The 20791-nt window shown below is 69.2% G+C and carries 10 protein-coding genes; 4 read left to right on the forward strand and 6 right to left on the reverse strand.

Features of this window, described 5'->3' with window-relative positions; genetic code table 11:
* Positions 1-4: 4 nt before the first annotated feature.
* The gene (locus tag HPO96_RS10480) at positions 5-1585 is read right to left on the reverse strand and encodes a beta-N-acetylhexosaminidase (protein WP_171673159.1); all 1581 of its coding nucleotides are present in this window, start codon (positions 1583-1585) and stop codon (positions 5-7) included.
* A gap of 265 nt (positions 1586-1850) precedes the next feature.
* Between HPO96_RS10480 and HPO96_RS10485 the strand changes: the two genes are divergently transcribed.
* Positions 1851-2267: a VOC family protein gene (locus tag HPO96_RS10485; protein WP_171673160.1), complete on the forward strand. Its 417-nt coding sequence runs from the start codon at positions 1851-1853 to the stop codon at positions 2265-2267.
* Between the two features lie 49 nt (positions 2268-2316).
* Here HPO96_RS10485 and HPO96_RS10490 read toward each other — a convergent pair whose 3' ends face one another.
* On the reverse strand, positions 2317-3063 hold the full coding sequence (locus tag HPO96_RS10490; protein WP_171673161.1) for a phytanoyl-CoA dioxygenase family protein: 747 nt from the start codon (positions 3061-3063) through the stop codon (positions 2317-2319).
* A gap of 69 nt (positions 3064-3132) precedes the next feature.
* Here HPO96_RS10490 and HPO96_RS10495 point away from each other — a divergent pair, with 69 nt between their 5' ends.
* On the forward strand, positions 3133-3924 hold the full coding sequence (locus HPO96_RS10495) for a helix-turn-helix domain-containing protein (RefSeq protein ID WP_171673162.1): 792 nt from the start codon (positions 3133-3135) through the stop codon (positions 3922-3924).
* Here the strand turns inward: HPO96_RS10495 and HPO96_RS10500 are convergent, their stop codons facing one another.
* The gene (locus HPO96_RS10500; RefSeq protein WP_171673163.1) at positions 3925-4755 is read right to left on the reverse strand and encodes a DinB family protein; all 831 of its coding nucleotides are present in this window, start codon (positions 4753-4755) and stop codon (positions 3925-3927) included. It lies immediately after the preceding gene.
* Positions 4756-4808: 53 nt separating this feature from the next.
* Here HPO96_RS10500 and HPO96_RS10505 point away from each other — a divergent pair, with 53 nt between their 5' ends.
* A complete protein-coding gene (locus HPO96_RS10505) occupies positions 4809-5762 on the forward strand; it encodes a helix-turn-helix transcriptional regulator (RefSeq protein ID WP_238354953.1) in 954 nt (317 codons plus the stop codon).
* Between the two features lie 11 nt (positions 5763-5773).
* On the opposite strand, the gene hrpA is transcribed toward HPO96_RS10505, so the two are convergent.
* Positions 5774-9712, reverse strand: a complete 3939-nt coding sequence (gene hrpA / locus HPO96_RS10510) for an ATP-dependent RNA helicase HrpA (RefSeq protein WP_337796574.1) — start codon at positions 9710-9712, stop codon at positions 5774-5776.
* 264 nt (positions 9713-9976) lie between these two features.
* Positions 9977-16210 (reverse strand): RHS repeat domain-containing protein, encoded by a 6234-nt coding sequence (locus HPO96_RS10515; protein ID WP_171673165.1) that lies wholly within the window; start codon positions 16208-16210, stop codon positions 9977-9979.
* Positions 16211-16426: 216 nt separating this feature from the next.
* Here HPO96_RS10515 and HPO96_RS10520 point away from each other — a divergent pair, with 216 nt between their 5' ends.
* Positions 16427-20380 carry an RICIN domain-containing protein gene (locus HPO96_RS10520; RefSeq protein WP_171673166.1) on the forward strand — a complete coding sequence of 1318 codons (3954 nt, stop codon included), beginning with the start codon at positions 16427-16429 and terminating at the stop codon, positions 20378-20380.
* Positions 20381-20383: 3 nt separating this feature from the next.
* Here the strand turns inward: HPO96_RS10520 and HPO96_RS10525 are convergent, their stop codons facing one another.
* Positions 20384-20791 (reverse strand): universal stress protein, encoded by a 408-nt coding sequence (locus HPO96_RS10525; RefSeq protein ID WP_171673167.1) that lies wholly within the window; start codon positions 20789-20791, stop codon positions 20384-20386.

The following is a 20791-nucleotide window of genomic DNA, read 5'->3' on the forward strand; positions in this document are numbered from 1 at the left end:
AAGGTCAACGCCAGGCGATCTCCGGCGCGCGGTAGAAGTTCACGCTGAGCACGTCCCAGCGCGAGCCCTGACCGGCGAGCCGGTCCTTGTACGTCGTCCAGTCCAGCGCCGAGGCCTGCGACCAGCCGAGCTCCGCGATTCCGGGGAGCCGCGGGAACGCCATGAACTCGACCTTGTCGATATCGTCCAGCGTCTCCGACCACAGCGGCGCCTCGACGCCGGCGATCGCGCTCTCCGGCAGGTTCGGGATCAGCGTCGCCGGGTTCCAGCTGTAGGACTTCTCGACGCTGACCAGGCCGGCCCAGTCCAGACCCAGGGGAGTGTCCTTGTGGTACTTCATGTCCAGGTAGGCGCGGTTCGCCGGGGACAGCACCACCTGGGCGCCCTGAGCGGCCGCCTTCCGGGCGAGATCCCGCGAGCGGGCGTCGTCCGTGCCCCAGTACTGCGCGATGCTCCCGGCCGGGAGAGCGGTCTCTGCGATCTCCTGCCAGCCCATCACGCGCTTGCCGTGCTTGGTGACCAGACCGGCCGCCTTCGGGACGAAGGTCAGGTAGTCCGAGTGCGGGGTCGAGTGCGCCTCGTCGCCGCCGAGGTGCAGGACGTCGCCCGGGTTCTGCTCGCTGACCTCGCGGAACACGTCGTCCAGGAAGTCGTAGGTGAGGTCCTTCGCGACGCACAGCGAGCTGAAGCCGACCTTGGTGCCGGTGTAGAGCGGCGGGGCGACGCCGTCGCAGTTGAGCTCGGCGTACGACGCCAGCGCGGCGTTCGTGTGCCCCGGGGTGTCGATCTCCGGGATCACGGTGAGAAAGCGCTCCCCGGCGTACTTCACGATCTCCGCGAAGTCGGCCTTGGTGTAGTGGCCGCCGGGGGTGCCGCCGACCTCCAAGCTGCCGCCGTACGTCGTCAGCTTGGGCCAGCTGTCGATCTGGATCCGCCAGCCCTGGTCGTCGGACAGGTGCAGGTGCAGCTTGTTGAGCTTGTAGAGCGACGCGAGGTCGATGTAGCGCTTGACCTCGGCGACCGAGAAGAAGTGCCGGGAGACGTCGAGCATGGCGCCGCGGTACGCGTACCGCGGCGAGTCCGAGATCTTCGTCCCGGCGATCTTCCACGGGCCGCCCTGGCGGGTCGGCGCCTCGGCCTTGGCCGGCAGCAGCTGGCGCAGCGTGGTGACACCGCGGAACAGGCCCTCCGGCGTCGCGGCCGTGACGGTGACGGTCGAGTGCTCGACGCGCAGCTCGTACCCCTCGGCGCCGAGCGAGCTCGGGCCGTTGGTCGAGAGCCGGATCGTGCCCACGGCGGGTACGACGGGCACCGGGAAACCGGTCGAGCGCCGCAGCTGCGACGAGAGCTGCTCAGCGACCCGGTAGGCCGCCTTGCGCTCCTTGGCGCTGGTCACGACGCCGACCGTCGTCCAGGGCTGCAGGGTGAAGGTCTGACCGGGCAAGGCTTGTTGCGAGACCGGCTTGGGGATCAGCGCCGGCGCCGGTGTGGCGGCCGGTTGCGCGGTGGCGAAGAGTGGAGTGGCCAACAGGGCTGCCGCGAGCAGTCCAATCAGCGGAACACGGGGGCGGGCTAGTCGCTTCATGACCGCAGTGTTCGGGCAAGCGCCTTCCGCGTCAACTGGAGGCAAGTCGCGTTGCGCAGGAAGCAATCCGGCCGGACCCGGATGAAATACCCGCCGAGCGGGTACTGCCGCGCTGCGAAGAGGTTGAGGTGTCAGGGAGGCGTGTCGAAAGGTGCGAAGTGTCGTGCCGACCTGTCATCGTAGGCGGCCGGGCCTTCCGACCAGAGGGTCCGTCGGTCCTGCTCGACAAGGGCAGGCTGTTCATGAAACAGAAGCTGGAGGACAGATGACGCAGGTGGCAGAGCAGCCGGGCAGTACTGCCGGGCGGCTCGGCTCGGTGGTTCTGGATTGCCCGGACCCGCTGGAGCTCGCCCAGTTCTACTCGGCGCTGCTGGGGCTGGATGTCGACGAGAACGGTGACGAGGACTGGCGGAGCCTGACCGGCCCCGGCTCCTCGCTCGGTTTCTCGACGCTGGCCTTCCGGCGCTCGGAGGAGTACTTGCCGGCCACGTGGCCCGGCACCGATGCGCAGGATCTCCACCTCGACCTCATCGTCGAGGACCTTTCCAGTGGCCACGCCACCGTGGTCGCGCTCGGAGCGGAGCCGCTGGACCCGCTCGACCCACCTCCTGCCGACAACGCCCGTGGCTGGCGGATCTACGCCGACCCCGCGGGTCATCCGTTCCGGATCTGCTTGGAGTAACCGACACACACCTCTTGCCCGCCCCGGCCACCCGGCCGGGGCGGGTTTTTCACGTCCATCGATCGCTGTCGGCGAAGGCGAAGTGCCGGGCGGCGTCGTACGCCGGGCGCGGCTGGTAGCTGTTCACGCCCGGCTCGCCGCGCAGGTGGAAGGCGCTCGGGTACGGCGTCTCGGGGTCGGTGATCCGGGTGGACGTCGGGATGTAGCGGATGGTGAGCCCGCAGCGGCGCCGCGGCGAGGTGTTGGCGTTGCTGCCGTGCACGATGTTCGGGTGATGGACCTCGACGTCGCCAGGCGCGAGGATCATGTCGACGGCGGCGGATTCGTCGACCTCGACCGCGATCTCCTGCCCGAGAACGCTCTCCACGGTCGTGTTCTCGCGCATCCCGGCCACGCCGGACCGATGACTGCCCGGGATCACCCGCACGCAGCCGTTCTCCGGGGTCGAGTGGTCGACCGCCAGCCAGAGTGTCACCACCTCCATCGGGTCGAGCGGCCAGAAGGCGGCGTCCTGATGCCAGAGCACCGGCTGGCCGGAGTACGGCGGTTTGGAGATGTAATGGGAGGCGAAGAGCGCGAGGTCCGGGCCGACGAACTGCTCGGCGATGTCCAGCAGCCGGTTGTCGCTCACCAGGCGTACCCAGAACGGGTCGTCGCGCAGGTAGATGTGGCCGAGTTGCTCGGGCCGGACCTCCGGATGCCGGGCCTGCAGCCACTCGACATGATCATTCACCTCCTTGATCAGGGCCGGGTCGATCACATCGCGGAAGATCACGTAGCCGTCGTCTTCGAACATGAGTCCATGGTGAGTTCGCGGTGCGGTGACTACTAGCAGCGTGCTGACCGGAATTTGTACTGTGTTGAGGTGATTCAGCTCCTGCGGTTCGAGTCGCACGCGCTCGGTCGTCCGTACCACGCGGCGCGCGTCCGCATCCCGGCCCGTTCCGGCGACACCGAGCTGCACACCCACGCCGACTTCCACGAGTTCATGGGCGTCGTGTCCGGGACGGGCGAGCACCTGCTGTCGACCGGTTCCGAGTCGCTCGTGCGCGGCGACGTCGTCCTGGTTCGGCCGGCCGACCAGCACGCGATCCGCGGCGCGGGGCTGGAGTTCATCAACATCGCGTTCCCGAGCTCGGCCTGGCAAGGATTTCTCGACCTGACCCGCAGCGCCTGCCCGGCCCGGTTTCACGCCGAGAGAGCGCTCCCTGCGTTCGAACACGCGCTGGACCGCTTCCAGAACGCGCCGACCACCTACGACCTGCTGCGGTTCTGGATCGACCTCCTCCAGCCGGTCGCGCCCGAGGCCGCGCCGAGAGACGTGCCCGGCTGGCTCGGCACGGCCTGTACGGCGATGCGGTCCGAAGCCAACCTGAGGGCCGGGCTCCCGCGCCTGCTCGAGCTGGCCGCGGTCAGCCCCGCACACCTGTCCCGCTCGATGCGCGCCGCCTACGGGCGGACGCCGACCGACTTCGTCACCGACCTCCGCCTCGAACACGCGGCATCTTTGCTAGCGGCAACCAATCTGCCGATCGCCGCCGTCGCGGACCGTTGCGGCTTCAGCAGCCAGTCCTACTTCAGCCGCCGATTCACGATCGCGCATGAGCTCTCGCCGCGCGAGTTCCGGCGGACGTCGCAGCGCGCATTCGTGCCCTGATCAGAGCGACTGCAGGTACTCCGTCGTCGCCGGCTGGTCGAACCACTTGGCCCAGCCGAGTACGTCGGCCTGGAACCGCGCGTCCGGAATCGAAAGGTCCGCGCCGCGCTCGACGAGGAAGCGCAGCGCCTCGACGTCCCCGATCCCGGCGGCGAGGTGAGCCGCGGTGAAACCGCTCTCGGTCCGTGCGCTGACCTCGAAGCCGAGGTCGGCGAGCTGGGGGAGCAGCTCCCACTTCCGGGCCGCGGCCGCCTCGGCGAACAGGGCCGGTCGCTCGGCGGGGGTCAGCTCACCGGCGAGCGCGGCGCTGAACGGATCCTCGGGGTGGGTGCCGCGATAGAAGTCCCGAACCGTCCCGACCTCCGCGCCGTGGTGGATGAGCTCGTCGACGATGTGCAGCGCGAACGCTGTCCCGTCGTGCTCGGCGAACGGCCCGGCGATCGGGCCCATCGGGCGGTCGAGGTCCTCCTGGCTCAGCGCGGAGAGCCGCCGGCGCCAGACGTCGTACGCGTGCGAGAGCGCAGAGCCCGCTTCCTCGGCCGTTCTCGGCACCGGCGGCTCGCCGTCGCCGGGCGCAGGCTGCTGCCCGAACCAGGTCGCCGTCCGCTCCTCCTGGAGGATGTCGATGATGTGCGTGATCCGCCAGGCGAGCGTGGTGAACGGCGCCGGTTCGACCGGCAGCTTCTCGAGGTCCGGTACGCCGTCCCGCACGGTCCAGCAGCCATCGAACGGCTCCCAGAAGTACTCCGTGTCGGTCAGCCCCTGGACCCGGTCGCGTAACCGCTCCCAGGCGAAATCGGACAGATCCACAATGCTCTGTGTCGTGGTCATGTCCCCACCGTAGGACGACCTGCGGACAGAATCGGTCCGCAGGTCGAGGCAGAATGAACTTCACCATGGATACCGCCGCGCGACTCCTCCGACTGCTGTCGCTGCTCCAGACCCGTCCGCAGTGGGACGGCGCCGAGCTGGCCGAGCGGCTCGCCGTCACACCCCGGACCGTCCGCCGGGACGTCACGAGATTGCGCTCTCTCGGGTATCCCGTCGAGGCCGAAGCCGGGATCGGCGGCGGCTACCGCCTCGGCACCGGCGGCCACCTCCCACCGCTGCTGCTGGAGGACGAGGAAGCGGTTGCGGTGGCCGTCGGCCTCCGCGTCGCGACCACCACCACCGTCTCCGGCGTCGAGGAGGCCTCGATCTCCGCGCTGACCAAACTGCAGCAGGTTCTCCCGGCCCGGCTCCGCGACCGGGTCGCCGCCATCGGGGCCGAGATCAGCCAGCTGCCGCAAGGTGAGCTGCCGACGATCGACGCCGACGTCCTCGCCACCCTGGCCGCCGCCTGCCGCCACACCGAAGGACTCCGGTTCGGGTACCGCTCGCACGACGGCACGCCGTCCGACCGACGCGTCGAACCACTTCAGATCGTCCACACCGGCCGCCGCTGGTACCTGGTCGCCCGCGATCGCGACCGCCAGGCCTGGCGGTCGTTCCGGGTCGACCGCATCACGGCGCCCGAGCGCACCGGCGTCCGGCACCGCTTCGACGACCCACCCGACCCGATCGCCTTCGTCGCCGAAGGCGCCGGAGTCGCGCCGTGGGACATCGTCGCCCGGGTCCGCGCTCAGGTCGACGCGGAGACCGCGCAACGCGTCCTGCCGGCCACCGAGGTGATCGTCAGCCCCATCGATGCCACCAGCTGCGAGCTCCGCTTCGGTGCCAACGACCTCGGCCCCCTCGTCTTCCAGACCACCCGCATCCCCTGGCCGTTCGAGATCCTCGACCCACCCGAACTCCGCGCAGCCGTTCACCGCATCGGCCAACGGCTGCTCGACAGCTAACTCTGCGCCGGCTAACTCTGGGCCAGCGCCTTGCGAATCCGCTTGTCCGAGACCGGGTACGGCGTACCGATCGTCTGGGCGAACAGGCTGATCCGGAGCTCCTCCAGCATCCAGCGCACTTCGAGAAGCTCGGGGGAGGGGTACTTACCGGTCGGGACCGCGCGCAGACGCAGCTGGTACTCGTCGGTGAGCGTCTGGACGATCGCCATCCCGGAGCGGTCGCGCATCGCGTTCGCCCCGATCTTGTCGAGCCGCTGCTCCATCCCGCGCAGGTAGCGGATCAGATCCGGGAGCCGCTTGGCGCCGGTCTCGGTGATGAAACCGGGGTGGATGAGGGCTTCGAGCTGACCGCGGACGTCGGAGAGCGCGGCGAGCAGGGCCGGGCTCGACGCCCGGGAGATCGCCTTGTCCACCGTGCGCGCGTGACCGAGCACCTGCTCGACCTGGCGCAGAATCCCGAGCACGGTATCGGCCAGCTCGGAGCGGACGGCGTCCCGCAGTACGGAGAACGCCGTCAGGTTCCACGCCGGGCCGTTCGCGGCCGTCATCAACTGATCGACGGCCGCCGCGATCGCGTCGTCCAGCAGCTCGCCGACGTTGCGATGCGGACCCGCCATCAGCGTCAGCTTCTGCGTACTACTGAGATGTCGCTGGACGACGTCGATCACCGACGGCATCGTGAGCAGCAGAAGCTTCCGCGTCCCGGCCCACATCGCGGCAGTCTGGTCGCGCTCGGTCTCCTGCAGCCGGATCGCGACGGTCTTGCCCTCGTCGACCAGCGCCGGGTAGCCGGCGACCGTCAGTCCGTTGCGGTGCTCGGAGAAACTCCGCGGCAGGTCGCCGAACGTCCAGTCCGTCAGGCCGGAGCGCTCCAGCCCGCTGACCGCCTTCGACGCGACCTTCGAGATCGCGGCCGTCGTCTTCGGTTTCAGCCGCTCCTTGAGTTTCGCGAGATCCTTGCCTTCGGCCACCGTCTTGCCCTGGTCGTCGAGCACCCGGAACGTCATCCGCAGATGCTCCGGCACCCGCGACCAGTCCCAGTCGGCGTCGTCGATGATCACGTCGCGCAGGTTCCGCAGCTCGTTGGCCATCGCGGTCGTCAGCGCGCCGTCGGCCGGGTCGAGCAGCGGCAGGATCTGCCGGGCGTGATCCGGCGCGGGGACGATGTTGCGCCTGATGGCCTTCGGCAACGACTTGATCAGCGTCGTCAGCAGCTCCTCGCGGAAACCGGGCACGCTCCACTCGAAACCGTCCGCGCCGACCTGGTTGAGGACCAGCAGCGGCAGGTGCACGGTGACGCCGTCCGCGTCGGCGCCGGGTTCGAAGGCGTAGGTGAGGTCGAAGGTCATCCCGTTCTGCGTCCAGTGCAGCGGGAACTCCTCGGCCTTCACCTCGGCGCCCTCGCGAACGACCAGCGACCGCTCGAAATCGAGCAGATCGGCATCGCGCTGCCGGGCGCTCTTCCACCAGGTGTCGAAATGCCGGCCGGTGACCACCTCGGCGCCGATCCGTTCGTCGTAGAACGCGAACAGCGTCTCGTCGTCGACGAGCAGGTCGCGCCGCCGGGTCCGCTCCTCGAGCTCCTCGACCTCGGCGATCAGCTTGCGGTTCTCGTGGAAGAACTTGTGGTGGGTGTCCCAGTCGCCCTCGACCAGCGCGTGCCGGATGAACAGCTCCCGCGACGTCTCCGGGTCGACCTTGCCGTAATTGATCTTGCGCCGGGCAACGATCGGGACGCCGTACAGCGTGACCTTCTCGTAGGCCATCACCGCGCCGGCCTTGCGCTCCCAGTGCGGCTCGGAGTACGAGCGTTTGATCAGGTGCTGCGCGATGTCCTCGGCCCACTCGGGCTCGATCTTGGCGTTCACCCGCGCCCACAGCCGCGACGTTTCGACCAGCTCGGCCGCCATCACGAACTGCGGCGGCTTCTTGAACAGCCCCGAGCCGGGGAAGATCGCGAACTTGGCCCCGCGGGCGCCGATGTACTGGTGCTGATTCGCCGGGTCCTTCATACCGAGGTGCGAGAGCAGGCCCGACATCAGCGAGAGGTGCACGATCTGCGGGTCGGCCGGCCCGCCGCTGTTCAGCGTGACGCCGATCTGGCTCGCGACCTGGCGGAGCTGCGCGAAGATGTCCTGCCATTCGCGGACGCGCAGATAGTTGAGGTACTCACTGCGGCACATCCGGCGGAACTGGTTGCCGGACAGATCGCTCTGCTGCTTCTTCAGATACGCCCACAGGTTCAGGTAGCCGAGGAAGTCGCTGTTCGGATCGCGGAAGCGGGCATGTGCCTGCTGGGCCTGCGCCTCGGCGTCCGTCGGCCGCTCACGCGGGTCCTGGATGGAGAGCGCGGCGGCGATCACCATCACTTCTCGCACGCAGCCGTGTTTGTGGGCCTCGACGATCATCCGGGCCAGCCGCGGGTCGAGCGGGATCTGCGCCAGCTGCCGCCCGATCGAGGTCAGCCGGCGATGCCGCTCACCCGCCTTGGCGTTCTCGATCGCGCCCAGCTCGGTGAGCAGTTGGAGACCGTCGGCGATACTGCGCTTGTCCGGCTCGTCGATGAACGGGAACGCCGCGATGTCGCCCAGCCCGATCGCCGTCATCTGCAGGATGACCGAGGCGAGGTTCGTGCGCAGGATCTCCGGGTCGGTGAACTCGGCGCGGGCCTCGAAGTGCTCCTCGGAATACAGCCGGATGCAGATGCCGTCGCTCGTCCGGCCGCAGCGGCCCTTGCGCTGGTTGGCGCTGGCCTGGCTGACCGCCTCGATCGGCAGGTGCTGGACCTTGGTCCGGTGGCTGTAGCGCGAGACGCGCGCCGTGCCGGGGTCGATGACGTACTTGATCCCGGGCACGGTCAGCGAGGTCTCGGCGACGTTGGTCGCGAGGACGATCCGCCGGTTGCCGCCGGGCTGGAAGACGCGGTGCTGCTCGGCGTTCGACAACCGCGCGTACAGCGGCAGGATCTCGACGGCGTTCGGCCGGCCGCGCTGCGCGGCGTACTTGTCGTTCAGCGCGTCGGCGGTGTCGCGGATCTCGCGCTCACCGCTCAGGAAGACCAGGACGTCGCCGTCCGCCTCGTACTCGAGCTCGTCGACGGCGTCCAGGATCGCCTGGGTCTGGTCGCGCTCGAGGGTGCTCGGGTCGTCGGGGTCGTTGATCGGGCGGTAGCGGACCTCGACCGGGTACGTCCGGCCGGAGACCTCGACGATCGGCGCCGGCGTGCCCGCGGCGTCCGCGAAGTGCTCGGCGAACCGCTCGGGGTCGATGGTCGCCGAGGTGATGATCACCTTCAGGTCGGGGCGGCGGGGGAGCAGCTGCTTGAGGTAGCCGAGGATGAAGTCGATGTTCAGGCTGCGTTCGTGCGCCTCGTCGATGATGAGCGTGTCGTAGCGGCTCAGGTCGCGGTCGCGTTGCAGCTCGTTGAGCAGGATGCCGTCGGTCATCAGCTTCACGAGCGACCGCTCGCTGACCTTGTCGGTGAACCGGACCGCGAAGCCGATCGTCTCGCCCAGCTCGCTGCCGAGTTCGGAAGCGATCCGCTCGGCGACCGTGCGCGCCGCGAGCCGCCGCGGCTGGGTGTGCCCGATGGTGCCGTGGATGCCGCGCCCGAGCTCCAGGCAGATCTTCGGCAGCTGCGTCGTCTTCCCCGAGCCGGTCTCACCGGCGACGATCACGACCTGATGCGCCTGGATCGCCGCCGCGATGTCGTCCTTGAGCTGACTGACCGGCAGCTCCGCCGGGTACGTGATCTCCGGCACCGACGAGCGTCGTACGTCGACCCGTCGCTCGGCCTGCTCGACCGCCGCGATCACACTCTCCAGCGCGTCGGCCCGCTTCGCCGGGTCCTTCGTCCCGCGGACCCGCTCCAGCCGGCGCCCCAGCTGCTCCCGGTCGTACGCCGTCAGCTCGCCCAGCCGCCCGACCACCTCGCCCAGCTCCGGCCCCACCTCAACCGGCTGCCCCGAGGCCCCGTGGGGTCGGCGGCCGCGGCCGCCGCGACGTCGTGGGCGGCGCGCCGGCTCCGCTGCGGAACCGGCCTCGCGACGAGGAGCTGGGGAAGGACTGGAGGACTCGGTCCGGGCATCAGACATGGCAACGACCAGTTTAGGCGGTGACCCCACCCCACTCACCCGGTTTACCGCACCCCGTCCAGAGTCAGCGCCGAGTACCCACCGCCCGGCGAACCGGGCAGTGGGTACTCGAACGGTCGCTCAGCAGCCGTTGTAGGTGTGGCAGTACTGGCGGAAGGTCTCCTTGTTCTGCTTCCGCTGCTCGTCGTACGCCTTCTCCCTGGGGGTCTTGTGCCCGCCGGTCCAGAGGTTGTCGAACAATCCCCCGATCGCGACGAAGGTCGCCGTGCTGCAAGCTCCCATTGCGCCCGCCGCCCCCAGGCCGCTGGGCGTCAGCGGCGCGGCGCACCCGAAGCCGGTAAGGCCACCCACGCCGCCCGCGACGCCTCCCCTGATCACCTTGTACCAGAGGGGCTGGTCAGGCTCCTTGTTGTCGAGCTTGTCGATGTTCGGGTCCGGATACTTACAGCCGTACTCCCAGCACGGGCTGGGACCCCCGGACATGTGGAACCGGCCCACCCCACCGCCGCCTCCGCCGCCACCTTGGCGGTTGGCGCCGCGGAGCGTGAGAGCCCAGGTCATGGCCTGTGCCGCCTGCTGCGCGGTCCTGGTCGCCGAGGCCAGGATGTCGTTGGAGTTCTTCAGCATCTGGTCGAGATTCTTGGACTCCGCGTCGTCGACCCAGCGCTGGAGTTTGCGGGTGACCCGTTCCTGGACCTTGACCAGCTCCCGGATCGTGCGCTGGATCTTGTAGATCTCCCGGACCTGGTAACTGACCCAGCTGATCAGCGCGTTGGCCAGCGCGTTCCAGCCCAGCGCCCGGAAGACGTTGTAGATCGCCACCGCCAGGATCACCATCCGGCTCTTCGTGACGAGCCGCTCCCGCTCCTCGGTGATCCGCTTGACGACGACCTTGACCACCTCACGCAGAGTGGTGACGGTCTCGGTCACGTAGCGCTCGCCGTCGGGGTCGCTGAAGGTGACGGGGCTGTTGTTGGCGTAGGCGTAGGCGTTCATCTGCTGTGGATCCTCGAAGTCCAGGATCGGGTCGGCCGAGATGAATCGCCCGGTGCCCGGGTCGTACTGCCGGGCCCCGAGGCTCACCAGCCCGGTCGAGTCGTCCTGGACGCCGCCGACGAAGCCACGCTGGCCGGTCCACGCCGTCGGCGCGGCGCCACGCACCTCGCCGTACGGCGTCATCCGGCGCCGCTGGATCGCCAGGCTGACCGAGTCGACCGACACGTTCAGCGTGCCGTGGTGGTCACTGCTGACCCACTTGATCTGGTCGCCGACCCGCACGGCCACCGCGTGGTCGCCGAGCGTGTAGTACCGGGTCCCGACCAGGCTGCCGTCCGGCTTGAGCAGCAGCTCCGTCGCACCGAGCAACAACGTCGTCCCGCCGGCGTCCCTGCGCAGGATCTGGTTGCCTTCCGCGTCGTAGATGTACTTGCTGGACTTCCCGTTCCCGGCGAGCTCGGTGAGCCGGCCGTCGTCACTCCACGTCAGCGTGTCCTTGACGCCGCCCTTGGTCCGCGTGGTCAAGTTCCCGCTCGCGTCGTACCCGTACTTGTCGACCCGGGTGCCGCCGGTGCCGGTCGTGGTCACCTCTTCGACGGCGTGCGGGCCGGCCTGTCCGGCCGCCGGGTACTTGTAGCTGGCATCGGTCTGCGTCGTCGGCGTGATCCGCCGCTCGGTCTTCCGGTTGCCGATGGCATCGAATGTCCAGCTGTACCAGTACGGCGCGGGCCCACCCAGCGCATCCTTGCTCCGGGCCGCCGCGCAGTCACCGCTGACCGGCGTCCAGGCCTGCGTCAGGCGGCGGTAGTGGTCGTAGCCGAAGCATTGGGTGTCGTCGGTCGAGTTCTCGGTGGTCGGGGTATCAGTGGCCTGCAGGACGTTCCCGGCCGCGTCGTACTTGTAGCTGACATCGGAGGCGTACCCGTTCGGCGTCAGCAGACTCGAGCGCGACAGCCGGTGTGACCCCTCTTCGTACTCGAAGAGCTGCTCGGTCCAGTTGTCGCCGTTCTCGACCTTGATCCGGCTGGTCTCGCCGTACGCCGTGTAGTCGGTCTCGGTCACGTACGGCGCGGCGCCGGTCAAGGTGATCGGCCGGCTGCGCGAGTCGTATCCGACGGTGACCGTCTCCTGCGGCAGTCCGCCGACGCCTGGCATCGTGGTGCTCTTCACCTGGCCGTCGGAGGTGTAGGTGGTGCCGATCGGGTAGACGCCCTTGAGGTTGCCTTCGGAGGCCGGCACGACGAGCTCGGTTCCGGTCGGTCGTCCGGCGGCGTCGTACCCGGTGTAGCGCGTGGTGTAGGGGTTGCCGTCGACATAGCGGGTCGCGCTGGTGATCTGGCCCGGCTTGATCGTGTCGTAGACCGTCTCGCTGATGAGCGTGTCGCCCCGCTTGACCGCGGTCTTCCGGCCGAGGATGTCGTAGCTGAAGGTGAGCGTGATGTTGCGCGCGTCCTTCGCCGTGAGCACCTGGTCGAGCTCGTTGTAGGTGTAGGTCGTCGGTCCGCGATCGGGGTCGTTGTCCTCGATCTTGCGGCCGCGCAGGTCGTACTTGTACGACCAGACATTGCCGGCCGGGTCGGTGACCGAGGCGATCTGGCCGCTGGTCGTGTAGGCGTAGGTCGTCTTGTCGTAGGCGCCGGTGGCCTTGTTGCCCGCGTAGGCGCGCAACTCGACCAGCCGGCCCTGCAGGTCGGTGATCCTGGTGGTCGCCTGCTCACCGGTCGGGGGTTCGATGGTCTCGACCCCGGTCCCGTTGGTGTGCGTACGGGCCCATTGCTGGACGCCGTTGGTCTTGAACGACTCCACCTGCGGCCGGCCGAGGGCGTCGAAGGTCGTCAGCTTCTGGGCCGGGAGTTTCGACTCGTCGGTCGGCTTGACGATCTCGAAGCCGAGCGGCGCGTTGTTGTAGTACGGGCCGTTCTGCTTGACGACCTGGCCGCGGCTGTCGGTCAGGTAGTCGGTGATGATCCGGCCGACCCCGTCGGCGGACTCGCTCTGGGTCTGCCGGCGGCGACCGAGACCGTCGCTGAACTGGCGCGTGATCTCGGTGCTGCCGTCGGCGCGCAGCGCGGTGCTGGTGACGAGGCCCGGCTTACCGGTGTCGTCGCGGTACACGTTGACGACATCGGGGATCGCGCCCGTGTTACCGGCCCGGCGGGTCTCCAGGACCCGGCCGAGCGCGTCGCGCTTGGTCGTCGTGGTGCGGTTGGCGATATCGGTGACGGACAGTTCCTCACCCCAGGCCGGGTCGACCGTGCTGGTCGCGGTCTGGCCGTTCGGCTGGGTGGTCCTGGTCGCGGTGACCGGACCGCCGGTGGCCGGGGTGTAGTCGACGGTCGTCGTCGCGGCGCCCTTCTTGGTGTGCCGGACCCGGCCGAAGACGTCGTAGTCGATGGTGTTCGTGGTCTGGTAGATCTCCTTGCCGGCGGCATCGAATCCGGACAGCCGGGCGTGCGTCAGCTTGTCGCCGGTGGCGGGGTCGTAGGTGGTCACGGTGTCCGAGATGACGTCGTCCTTCGTCCACGGCTTGGTACACGCGACATCGACGGTCTGCTGCCGCGCCGGCAGGCCGCTCAGCCCGGCCGCCGGGCTGTCGAAGTACTCGTAGCGGGTGCAGACGTCGTCATCGGGGTCGTTGACGTCGCGCAGATCGCTCTTCTGCGTGAGCCGGCCGGTGGCCTCGTCGATGGTGTTCGACGCCGAGCTGCTCTTCCAGCCGGACCCGGTGGCCTGGTCCTGACGAACGGCCTGCTCGGCCACCCGATAGGCCTTCGTGGTGCCCCACGGACGCTGCCGGGTGGCCGTCGCGACCTTGGACACCCACTGGTCGGCGATCGAGCGGTCGACGATCGTGGCGCCGGAGTACGTCGCCTGTTCGCGCGACCGCCCGGTCAGCGCGTTCAGGTCCTTCGACTTGGCACCGGTCGAGTCGGTGATCGAGACGTCCTTGACCGAGTTGTCCAGCCGGACGTCGCCGTCCATACCGCGGTAGTAGGTGTTCAGCTTGACTGTCGCGGGCCCGTCGACGCCGTCGCCGGTGATCACCTTGACCTTCTCGTACCCGCGCCACTGCGACCAGGTCTTGCGGTCGACCTCGACCAGGCCGTCTTCCTCGTCGTGCCGCCAGGCCGGCGCCTCCGGGTACTCGATCCGGGTGAGCTGGTCGCGGGTGCCGCCGACCTGGTCGGACTCCTTGACCTCGTCGACGACGTACTTCGCGAACCAGTCCTGCCGTTCGGCCTGGTCCTTCGGCGTCCACTTGATCGGGTAGCAGCGCTTGCGGTTGTCGTCGACCGCCGGCAGATCGCTGGGGTTCACGCAGTCCGGCGCCTTGTAGTGCACGGCCACCTGCCCGCCGGTGCCGTAGGTGACGGTCTGCACCCGGGGCCAGAGCAGCGCCGGCTGGCCGATCGAGTCGGGCCCGATCAGCCGGTTCGGCAGCATCTGCGCGGCGAAGGTGACCTCGGGCAAGGACTTGGTGCCGCCGACGTGACCGGTGTTGCCGAGACCGTCCAGCCACAGCATGCTCGAGCGGCCGCCGTCCTTCGGGTCCAGGAAGCTCTGCCGCAGCGACCACGAGTCGACCGGCGCGTACGCCGTACCGCGCCACACCTCGGAGACCACCCGGGCCAACCGCTTCTTGGTCCAGAACGTCGGCGACAGGACGGTCCCGCAGTTCGCAGTGCTCGTGCATTCCTGGTCGAGCGGGGTGTCGACGTAGTCTTCGGCGACACATCCGGTGGTCTTCAGGCACCGCTCAGCGGTCTCGAAGCGGATCTGTGCGACCTTGGCGGCGTTGTCGGTCAGCTTGTTCTTCTGCTGGCCGTACTCGATCCGGTTGATGTTGCCGGCCCGGGTGTACGGGGTGGACAGCGTCGCCTTCCCGGCCCGGCCGTACCTGTTGGTCTCGACATCGTAGTAGTAGCTCATCGTGTTGCCGTGCGGGTCGACGACGTAGTCGAGCTGCCACTTGTAGGCCTGCTGGCAGAACGAGTCCACGAAGGCCGTCTTGTTGCACGGCTCGCCGCCGTTGTTGCCGGCCACCGGTACGGTCCACGCCGAGTTGGTGGCGGTGCTTGCACCTGGCAACTTGTTGAGCCCGAAGAAGTACTGCACGCCGCCCTGGTCGGTGATCCGCCAGTACTCGCCCTTCTGGCCGGCCCCGGCGTCCGGGCCCTCGTCGCCGTTGTCGGCGTTGCCGAGCCGTTCGATCTTCAGGCCGTCGTCCGTGCGGGAGTGCCAGGTCTTGGTCGTGTCGTCCAGGATCAGCTCACCGCCGGCGCCGTTCAGCGAGAAGGTCGCGTTGTCGGTCGCCCAGCAGTAGTCGCCGGTGGCGGTGGTGCCGTTGTTGCCCTTCTTCTCGGTCTTCGAACCGCAGGAGGCGTAGCGGCGTTCGATCGAGCCGCCCGGCGCCAGTTCGAAGCCGGCGCCGACCCATGAACCCTGGCTGTTGCTGGCGGTGGTCCGGCCGTCGACGGCGCCGGAGTTGTAGCCCAGGGCAACCGTCGGCTTGGGGCCGCCGAGGCTCGGCGGGACCTGCATCGGGTACGACCAGTTGAAGTCACCCGAGGAGCCGCCGACCTGCCAGGTCGCGGTCGGGTTGAGCGCGGTGGCGGTGCCGTCGCCCGCCGGCCCGGACGGCGCCGCGGCGACGGCGAACGTGGTCGGCGCGGCCGCCGCGGGCACGTCGGCCACGAGTGTGCCGGTCCCGTCGTTCCGGCTCGGAACGCGGACCGGTGAGCATCCCGCGCAGTCCGGAAGCCTCAGCACCTGCAGCCGCGTCGACCAGTCGCCGCCGTAAGCCTGGCGGAACGCGCTGTAGTCGAGCCGGAGGCCGACCTGACCGGCCTTGGCGACGCCATCGGTACGGCGAACAGTGAAGCGCAGTTCGGCGCCGGTGCGCTCGAGCAGTTCGACGGCGACCTTGCCCGGCGCCGCCGCGACGGTAGCCCGATCGGCCGAGGTCAGGCCGGCCGCTGCCTTGTTCACGGGACCGGCCGGCCCGATGGCGAACGGGAGTGTGCCGGCCGGCGTCATCGGCCCCACGGCGTTCGCGGTGCGACCGGCCGACGGCGCTTGCGGCTTCGGTACGGCGACCTCCGCGCGACCGGCCGCCGGCCAGCGCTGCTCGGGGATCGAGGTCACCGTGCGTTCGGCGTCCCGGTCGGGGATGCCTGCCTTGGGCAGCAGGGTCTCGGCCGGAACCGACTTCTCCTTGCGCGGTTCGGCGCCGCGTGCCGTGGGTTTGGGCTTGCCGGAGGCAGGTTCGCCCGAAGCGACCCCGGGAATGGTCACGACCAGACTGATCGCGACGGCGATGGCCGTCGACGACGTCCGCCAGTATCGGCGCACACGCATGAGGACTCCCTGGTTGAGCGGGGCAGGGCAGGGCGGAGCATCAGTGCAGAGGAATGCGGTCTCCTGGGCAACCTGTTCGATCGGCGGCGAATGGTCTGGCGGAAATCGGGCAACCATCTGCAGCACGGTGGAATGGTCCGGCCGAGCAGTTCCGCGTCGCTGCAGTCTGTGCGATGGTGGCCGCCGTCTTGCGGCTCCTCCCGACAGGAGAACAGCGTGTTCACCTCACCGACACTTCGTGTGCTGACAGCCGCGATCGTCACCCTGCCGCTGTTCCTGGTCCACGTACCGACGACGACGGCAGCCGGCCCTCCTGCTCCGGCCGTCGATCGTCCCAGCAGCACAGCCGACGATGCGGCCGCGCGGGCCCGGAAGACCGGTCAGCGGGTCGAGCGGCCGGAGCTGAGGTCGACCTCGCGCGAGGTCTATGTGAATCCCGACGGATCGCACACGATGGTTCAGCACGTCACGCCGGTGCGGACCGGCGCCGCGGCCGGCTGGAAGGCACTGGACCCGACGCTCCGTTTCGGTGCCGACGGCAAGGTTCGTCCGGCGGTCAGCGATCGAGGCCTCGTCCTGTCCGGCGGTGGACCGGGTGCGGGCCTGGTCAGCCTTGGCGGCCCGAATCAGCGGGTGAGCCTCGGCTGGCCCGGCACGTTGCCGAAGCCGGTGCTGCGCGCCGACACCGCGACGTACGTCGATGTCCTGCCGGGGGTCGATCTGCGACTGCGTGCCGAACCGACGGGCTTCGCCAAGGCGCTCGTGGTGAAGACCCCGGCCGCGGGCCGCAACCCCGCGCTCCGCGAGCTACGGTTCCAGCTGCGCGGCACCGGGCTGACCTTCACCCGCACTGCGGACGGGACGACGCTCGCCAAGGATCGCCGCGGACGGACGATCTTCTCCTCCGGACGGCCGCTGATGTGGGACTCGGCCACCGAGCCGGTGACGAAACCTCTCGCCGGCAGCCTGGCAGACGGCGTACTGACTATCCGGCCGGACCAGGCGATGCTGAGCTCGCCGGCAACCCGGTACCCGGTGATCATCGACCCGCCCTGGTCGGACGACGCAGGCGATCTGTGGACGCACGTCAACCTGAGGGTGCCGAATCAAAGCTACTGGGCGTACGACCGGGCCCAAGGTGCCAAGGTCGGCCAGGCCTGGGGAGCGGACACCGATACCTACCGATCGCTGTTCAACCTCGACACGACGGGGATCGCCGGTGCCCGCATCGTCCGGGCGCGGTTCTCCGTCGTCCTCGACCATTCGCCGGACGGCACGGCCCGGCCGGTCGACCTCTACCGGACCACGCCGGTCAGCCGGGCCCAAGAGGTCACTTGGAACAACACGGGCTGGCTGAAGTACCTGGCCACCGCGAGTGGGCACGCCAAGTCCGGCGCACCGGACATGGCCATGGGCTGGGAGTCGCCCGACCTGAAGTCGGAGATCCAGAAGATCGCCACTGCGCGGGAGACCTCGGTGTCGCTCGGGCTGCGGGCGCCGAGCGAGACCGACGAGTACCAGTGGAAAAAGTTCCACGGTGCGACCGCGTCCATCATCATCGACTACAACAACGCCCCGCGGATGCCGCTGAAGGTCAACTTCGACATCCCCAAGCCCTGCGGTACGAAGACTGCGCCGACTCCGATCAGCACCCGGCAGCCGGCCTTCTCCGGGGTCGCTTCCGATCCGGACGGCGACAGCCTGGTGAACAAGCTGGAGATCCACCGGGTGTCCGACGACGTCACGGTCTACCAGCAGGACACTGGGATCACCGGCAACGGCGCTGCCTTCACCTGGTCCCCGGTTCCGGAGGACGTGCTGAGCGACGACACGCCGTACTACTACCTCGCCCGCAGCGACGATCGGGTCGCGGGCGACGACATCGAGTCCGGGCCGCCGACGGCGAAGTGCTACTTCACGATCGACAGCCAGGCGCCGGGGGAGGCGCTGCGGGCCTCGGCCGATTTCCCCGACGGGCGGCCGGGCAAGCCGGCCCGCGAGGTGGGGACGATCACGTTCAGCCCGGCCCCGGGTGACAGCGACGTCGTCGAGTACCAGTACGGATTCGAGCAGGCCAAGATCGTGCTCACGGTGAAGGCGCGTCCGGACGGGACCGCTGTACTGCCGATCAGTGTGCCCTCGTCGAGCCGCAGGCTCTGGGTGCGCGCCGTGGACAAGGCCGGCAACGTGGGGCCGCTGTCGGCGCGAGCCTGGACGTTGATCGCGACGGCCAACACCGCGGCGCCACGGGTGCGCTCCGACGTGAACGGTGACGGTGCGGCCGACGTGGTTCTCGTCGTCGACCAGGGGTTCGGCCGGACCGGAGTCTGGAACGTCCTCAGCCGCAACGGCGCGCTCGGTACCGGGACGATGGCGTGGGACACCGGGATCAACGGCGGGTTCGCGTTGTCGCGTAGCCGGCCGGTCCAGGGTGACTTCACCGGGGACGGCCGGACGGACCTGGCCTTCTTCCGCGACGAGCCCGGACGCCGGGTGGCGCTCTACCTGATGGTGTCGGACGGCAACCGATACGAGCCGCCGTCGACGCCGACGTGGAAGGCGCCGCAGGCGGACTGGACGATCGCGACCGCGCATGTGACGTCCGGTGACGTGACCGGGGACAAGGTGAGCGACATCGTCGTCCAGCTCAACGCCGGGAACGGCGTGTGGCGGGTCGTGGTGTACCCGGGCGGCAATCTGTCTGCGCCTGTGCAGTGGTTGCGGACGACAACAGCCGGCGGCGACTGGGCGCTGACCCAGCCGGTGCTGACCGACGTGGACGGTGACGGGAAGGACGACCTTGCCGTCATCCGTAAGACCGGTGACTGCCGCTCGGTCGTGGACGTCTACAAGTCGTCCGGTACGGCGTTCGGTGCCGCGACGACGGCGTACGACGGCGCGTACTGCTTCGACAAGGGACACCCGGTCGCGGGCGATGTGGATGGCGATGGCAAGGGCGACGTCGTCTCGGTGTACGACAACGGGACCGGAACCGTCCTGAAGACCTTCCGATCGACCGGTACGGCGTTCACGCTGGCGGACTGGTGGACCGGGACCGATCGCGACCCCCTGCGCACCGCCCTCCAGGTCGGCGACCTCGACAAGGACGGAAAGGCCGACGCAGCCCTGGTCACGTCGATGGCCGGCGGCGGCCGGCAGGTCGCGCACCTGCGCTCGACCGGTAACGCGTTCGAGGCTCCGGTCAGCGACTGGTCCGAGCCGGCGGTCGGCGCCTCGGACATCGGTCCGAAGTTCGACCTGGAGTCGCGGACCTACGAACTGGTCGCACGCAACAGCGGGAAGTGCATGGACGTGGAGAACGGGAGTCTGACCGACCCGGCAACGATCCAGCAGTGGGATTGTTTCAACGCCCTGCACCAGCGTTTCCGGGTCGTGCCAGTCGCCGGAACCGACCAGTACGAGCTGCACATGGTGCACGTCGACGGCGCCGGCATCGACAGCGCCGCACGCTGTGCCGACGTCGGAAACCAGAGCGTGGACGACAACGCGCCGCTCGTGCAGTGGAAGTGCCTCGGCCAAGGTAATCAGCAGGTCCTGCTCGACTACGTCGAGGGGAGCAGCTACGACACGGTGTTCCGGCTCCGCTTCGCGCACAGCGGTAAGTGCGCGGCGGTTCAGGACGCCTCGACGGCGAACGGCGCCGACATCGTCCAGCGGACCTGCGCCCCCGTAGCCGAGCAGCAGTGGTTCCTGCGGGCGGCGCTGAACACGACCCAGCTGGACGGCCGCTACAAGATCCGGGCGCTCCGCGATCCCACCAAGGACTACGTCCTCGACATCAAGAACTGCGATCCGGCCCAAGGCATCCGGACGTGGGACTGGGTCCAGGACAGCCCGTGCCAGCGGTGGCAGGTCAAACCGCTCGGCGACGACGTCTATCAGATCGTCGACCCGTCGACCGGGACCGCGCTGCAGGTCGAGAACTGCTCCCGGATGCCGGCCGCCAGGCTGGTGGCCTTCGGCACGGATGCCTCCGACTGCCAGCGCTGGCGGATCGAACCCGCGGCAGGTAACAGCTGGACCCTGCAACAGGCCGACACCGGTTTCATGGTCGACGTGCCGAAGTGCGTGAAGGAGAAGGTTGCAGAGGTCATCGTCTGGCACTACTGGAACGGGCCCTGCCAGCGCTGGCAGCTGACGAAGATGTAGCGATCAGTCGTCGTGCGGCGACGCGGCCTTGACGGCGAGGACCGGGACGGGGGACTCGAGCAGCACTCGCTGGGCGGTGCTGCCGAGGATGAGTTTGCCGACGGGGGAGCGGCGGCGGAGGCCGAGGACGATCAGCGCGACGTCCTCGGCGGCGGCCGCCTTGAGGAGCTCGCCGGCGACGTCACCGGCGGAGACGGCCTGCTGGATCGTCACCTCGACACCGCGCTCGCGCAGTTTCGCCTCGGCCGCGGCGAGCTCGGTGTCGTTGGCGTAGCGGGCGTCGATATAGGCGTCGCCGCGACTGGTGTTGAGCAGCAGGACGGAGGCGCCGCGCAGGGCGGCCTCCCGGGCGGCGGCGTCGAGCGCCGCCTCACCCTCCGGCGTGGGCACGTAACCGACCAGGATCTTCAC

Source organism: Kribbella sandramycini (genome assembly GCF_013131805.1).
Classification (GTDB): domain Bacteria; phylum Actinomycetota; class Actinomycetes; order Propionibacteriales; family Kribbellaceae; genus Kribbella; species Kribbella sandramycini.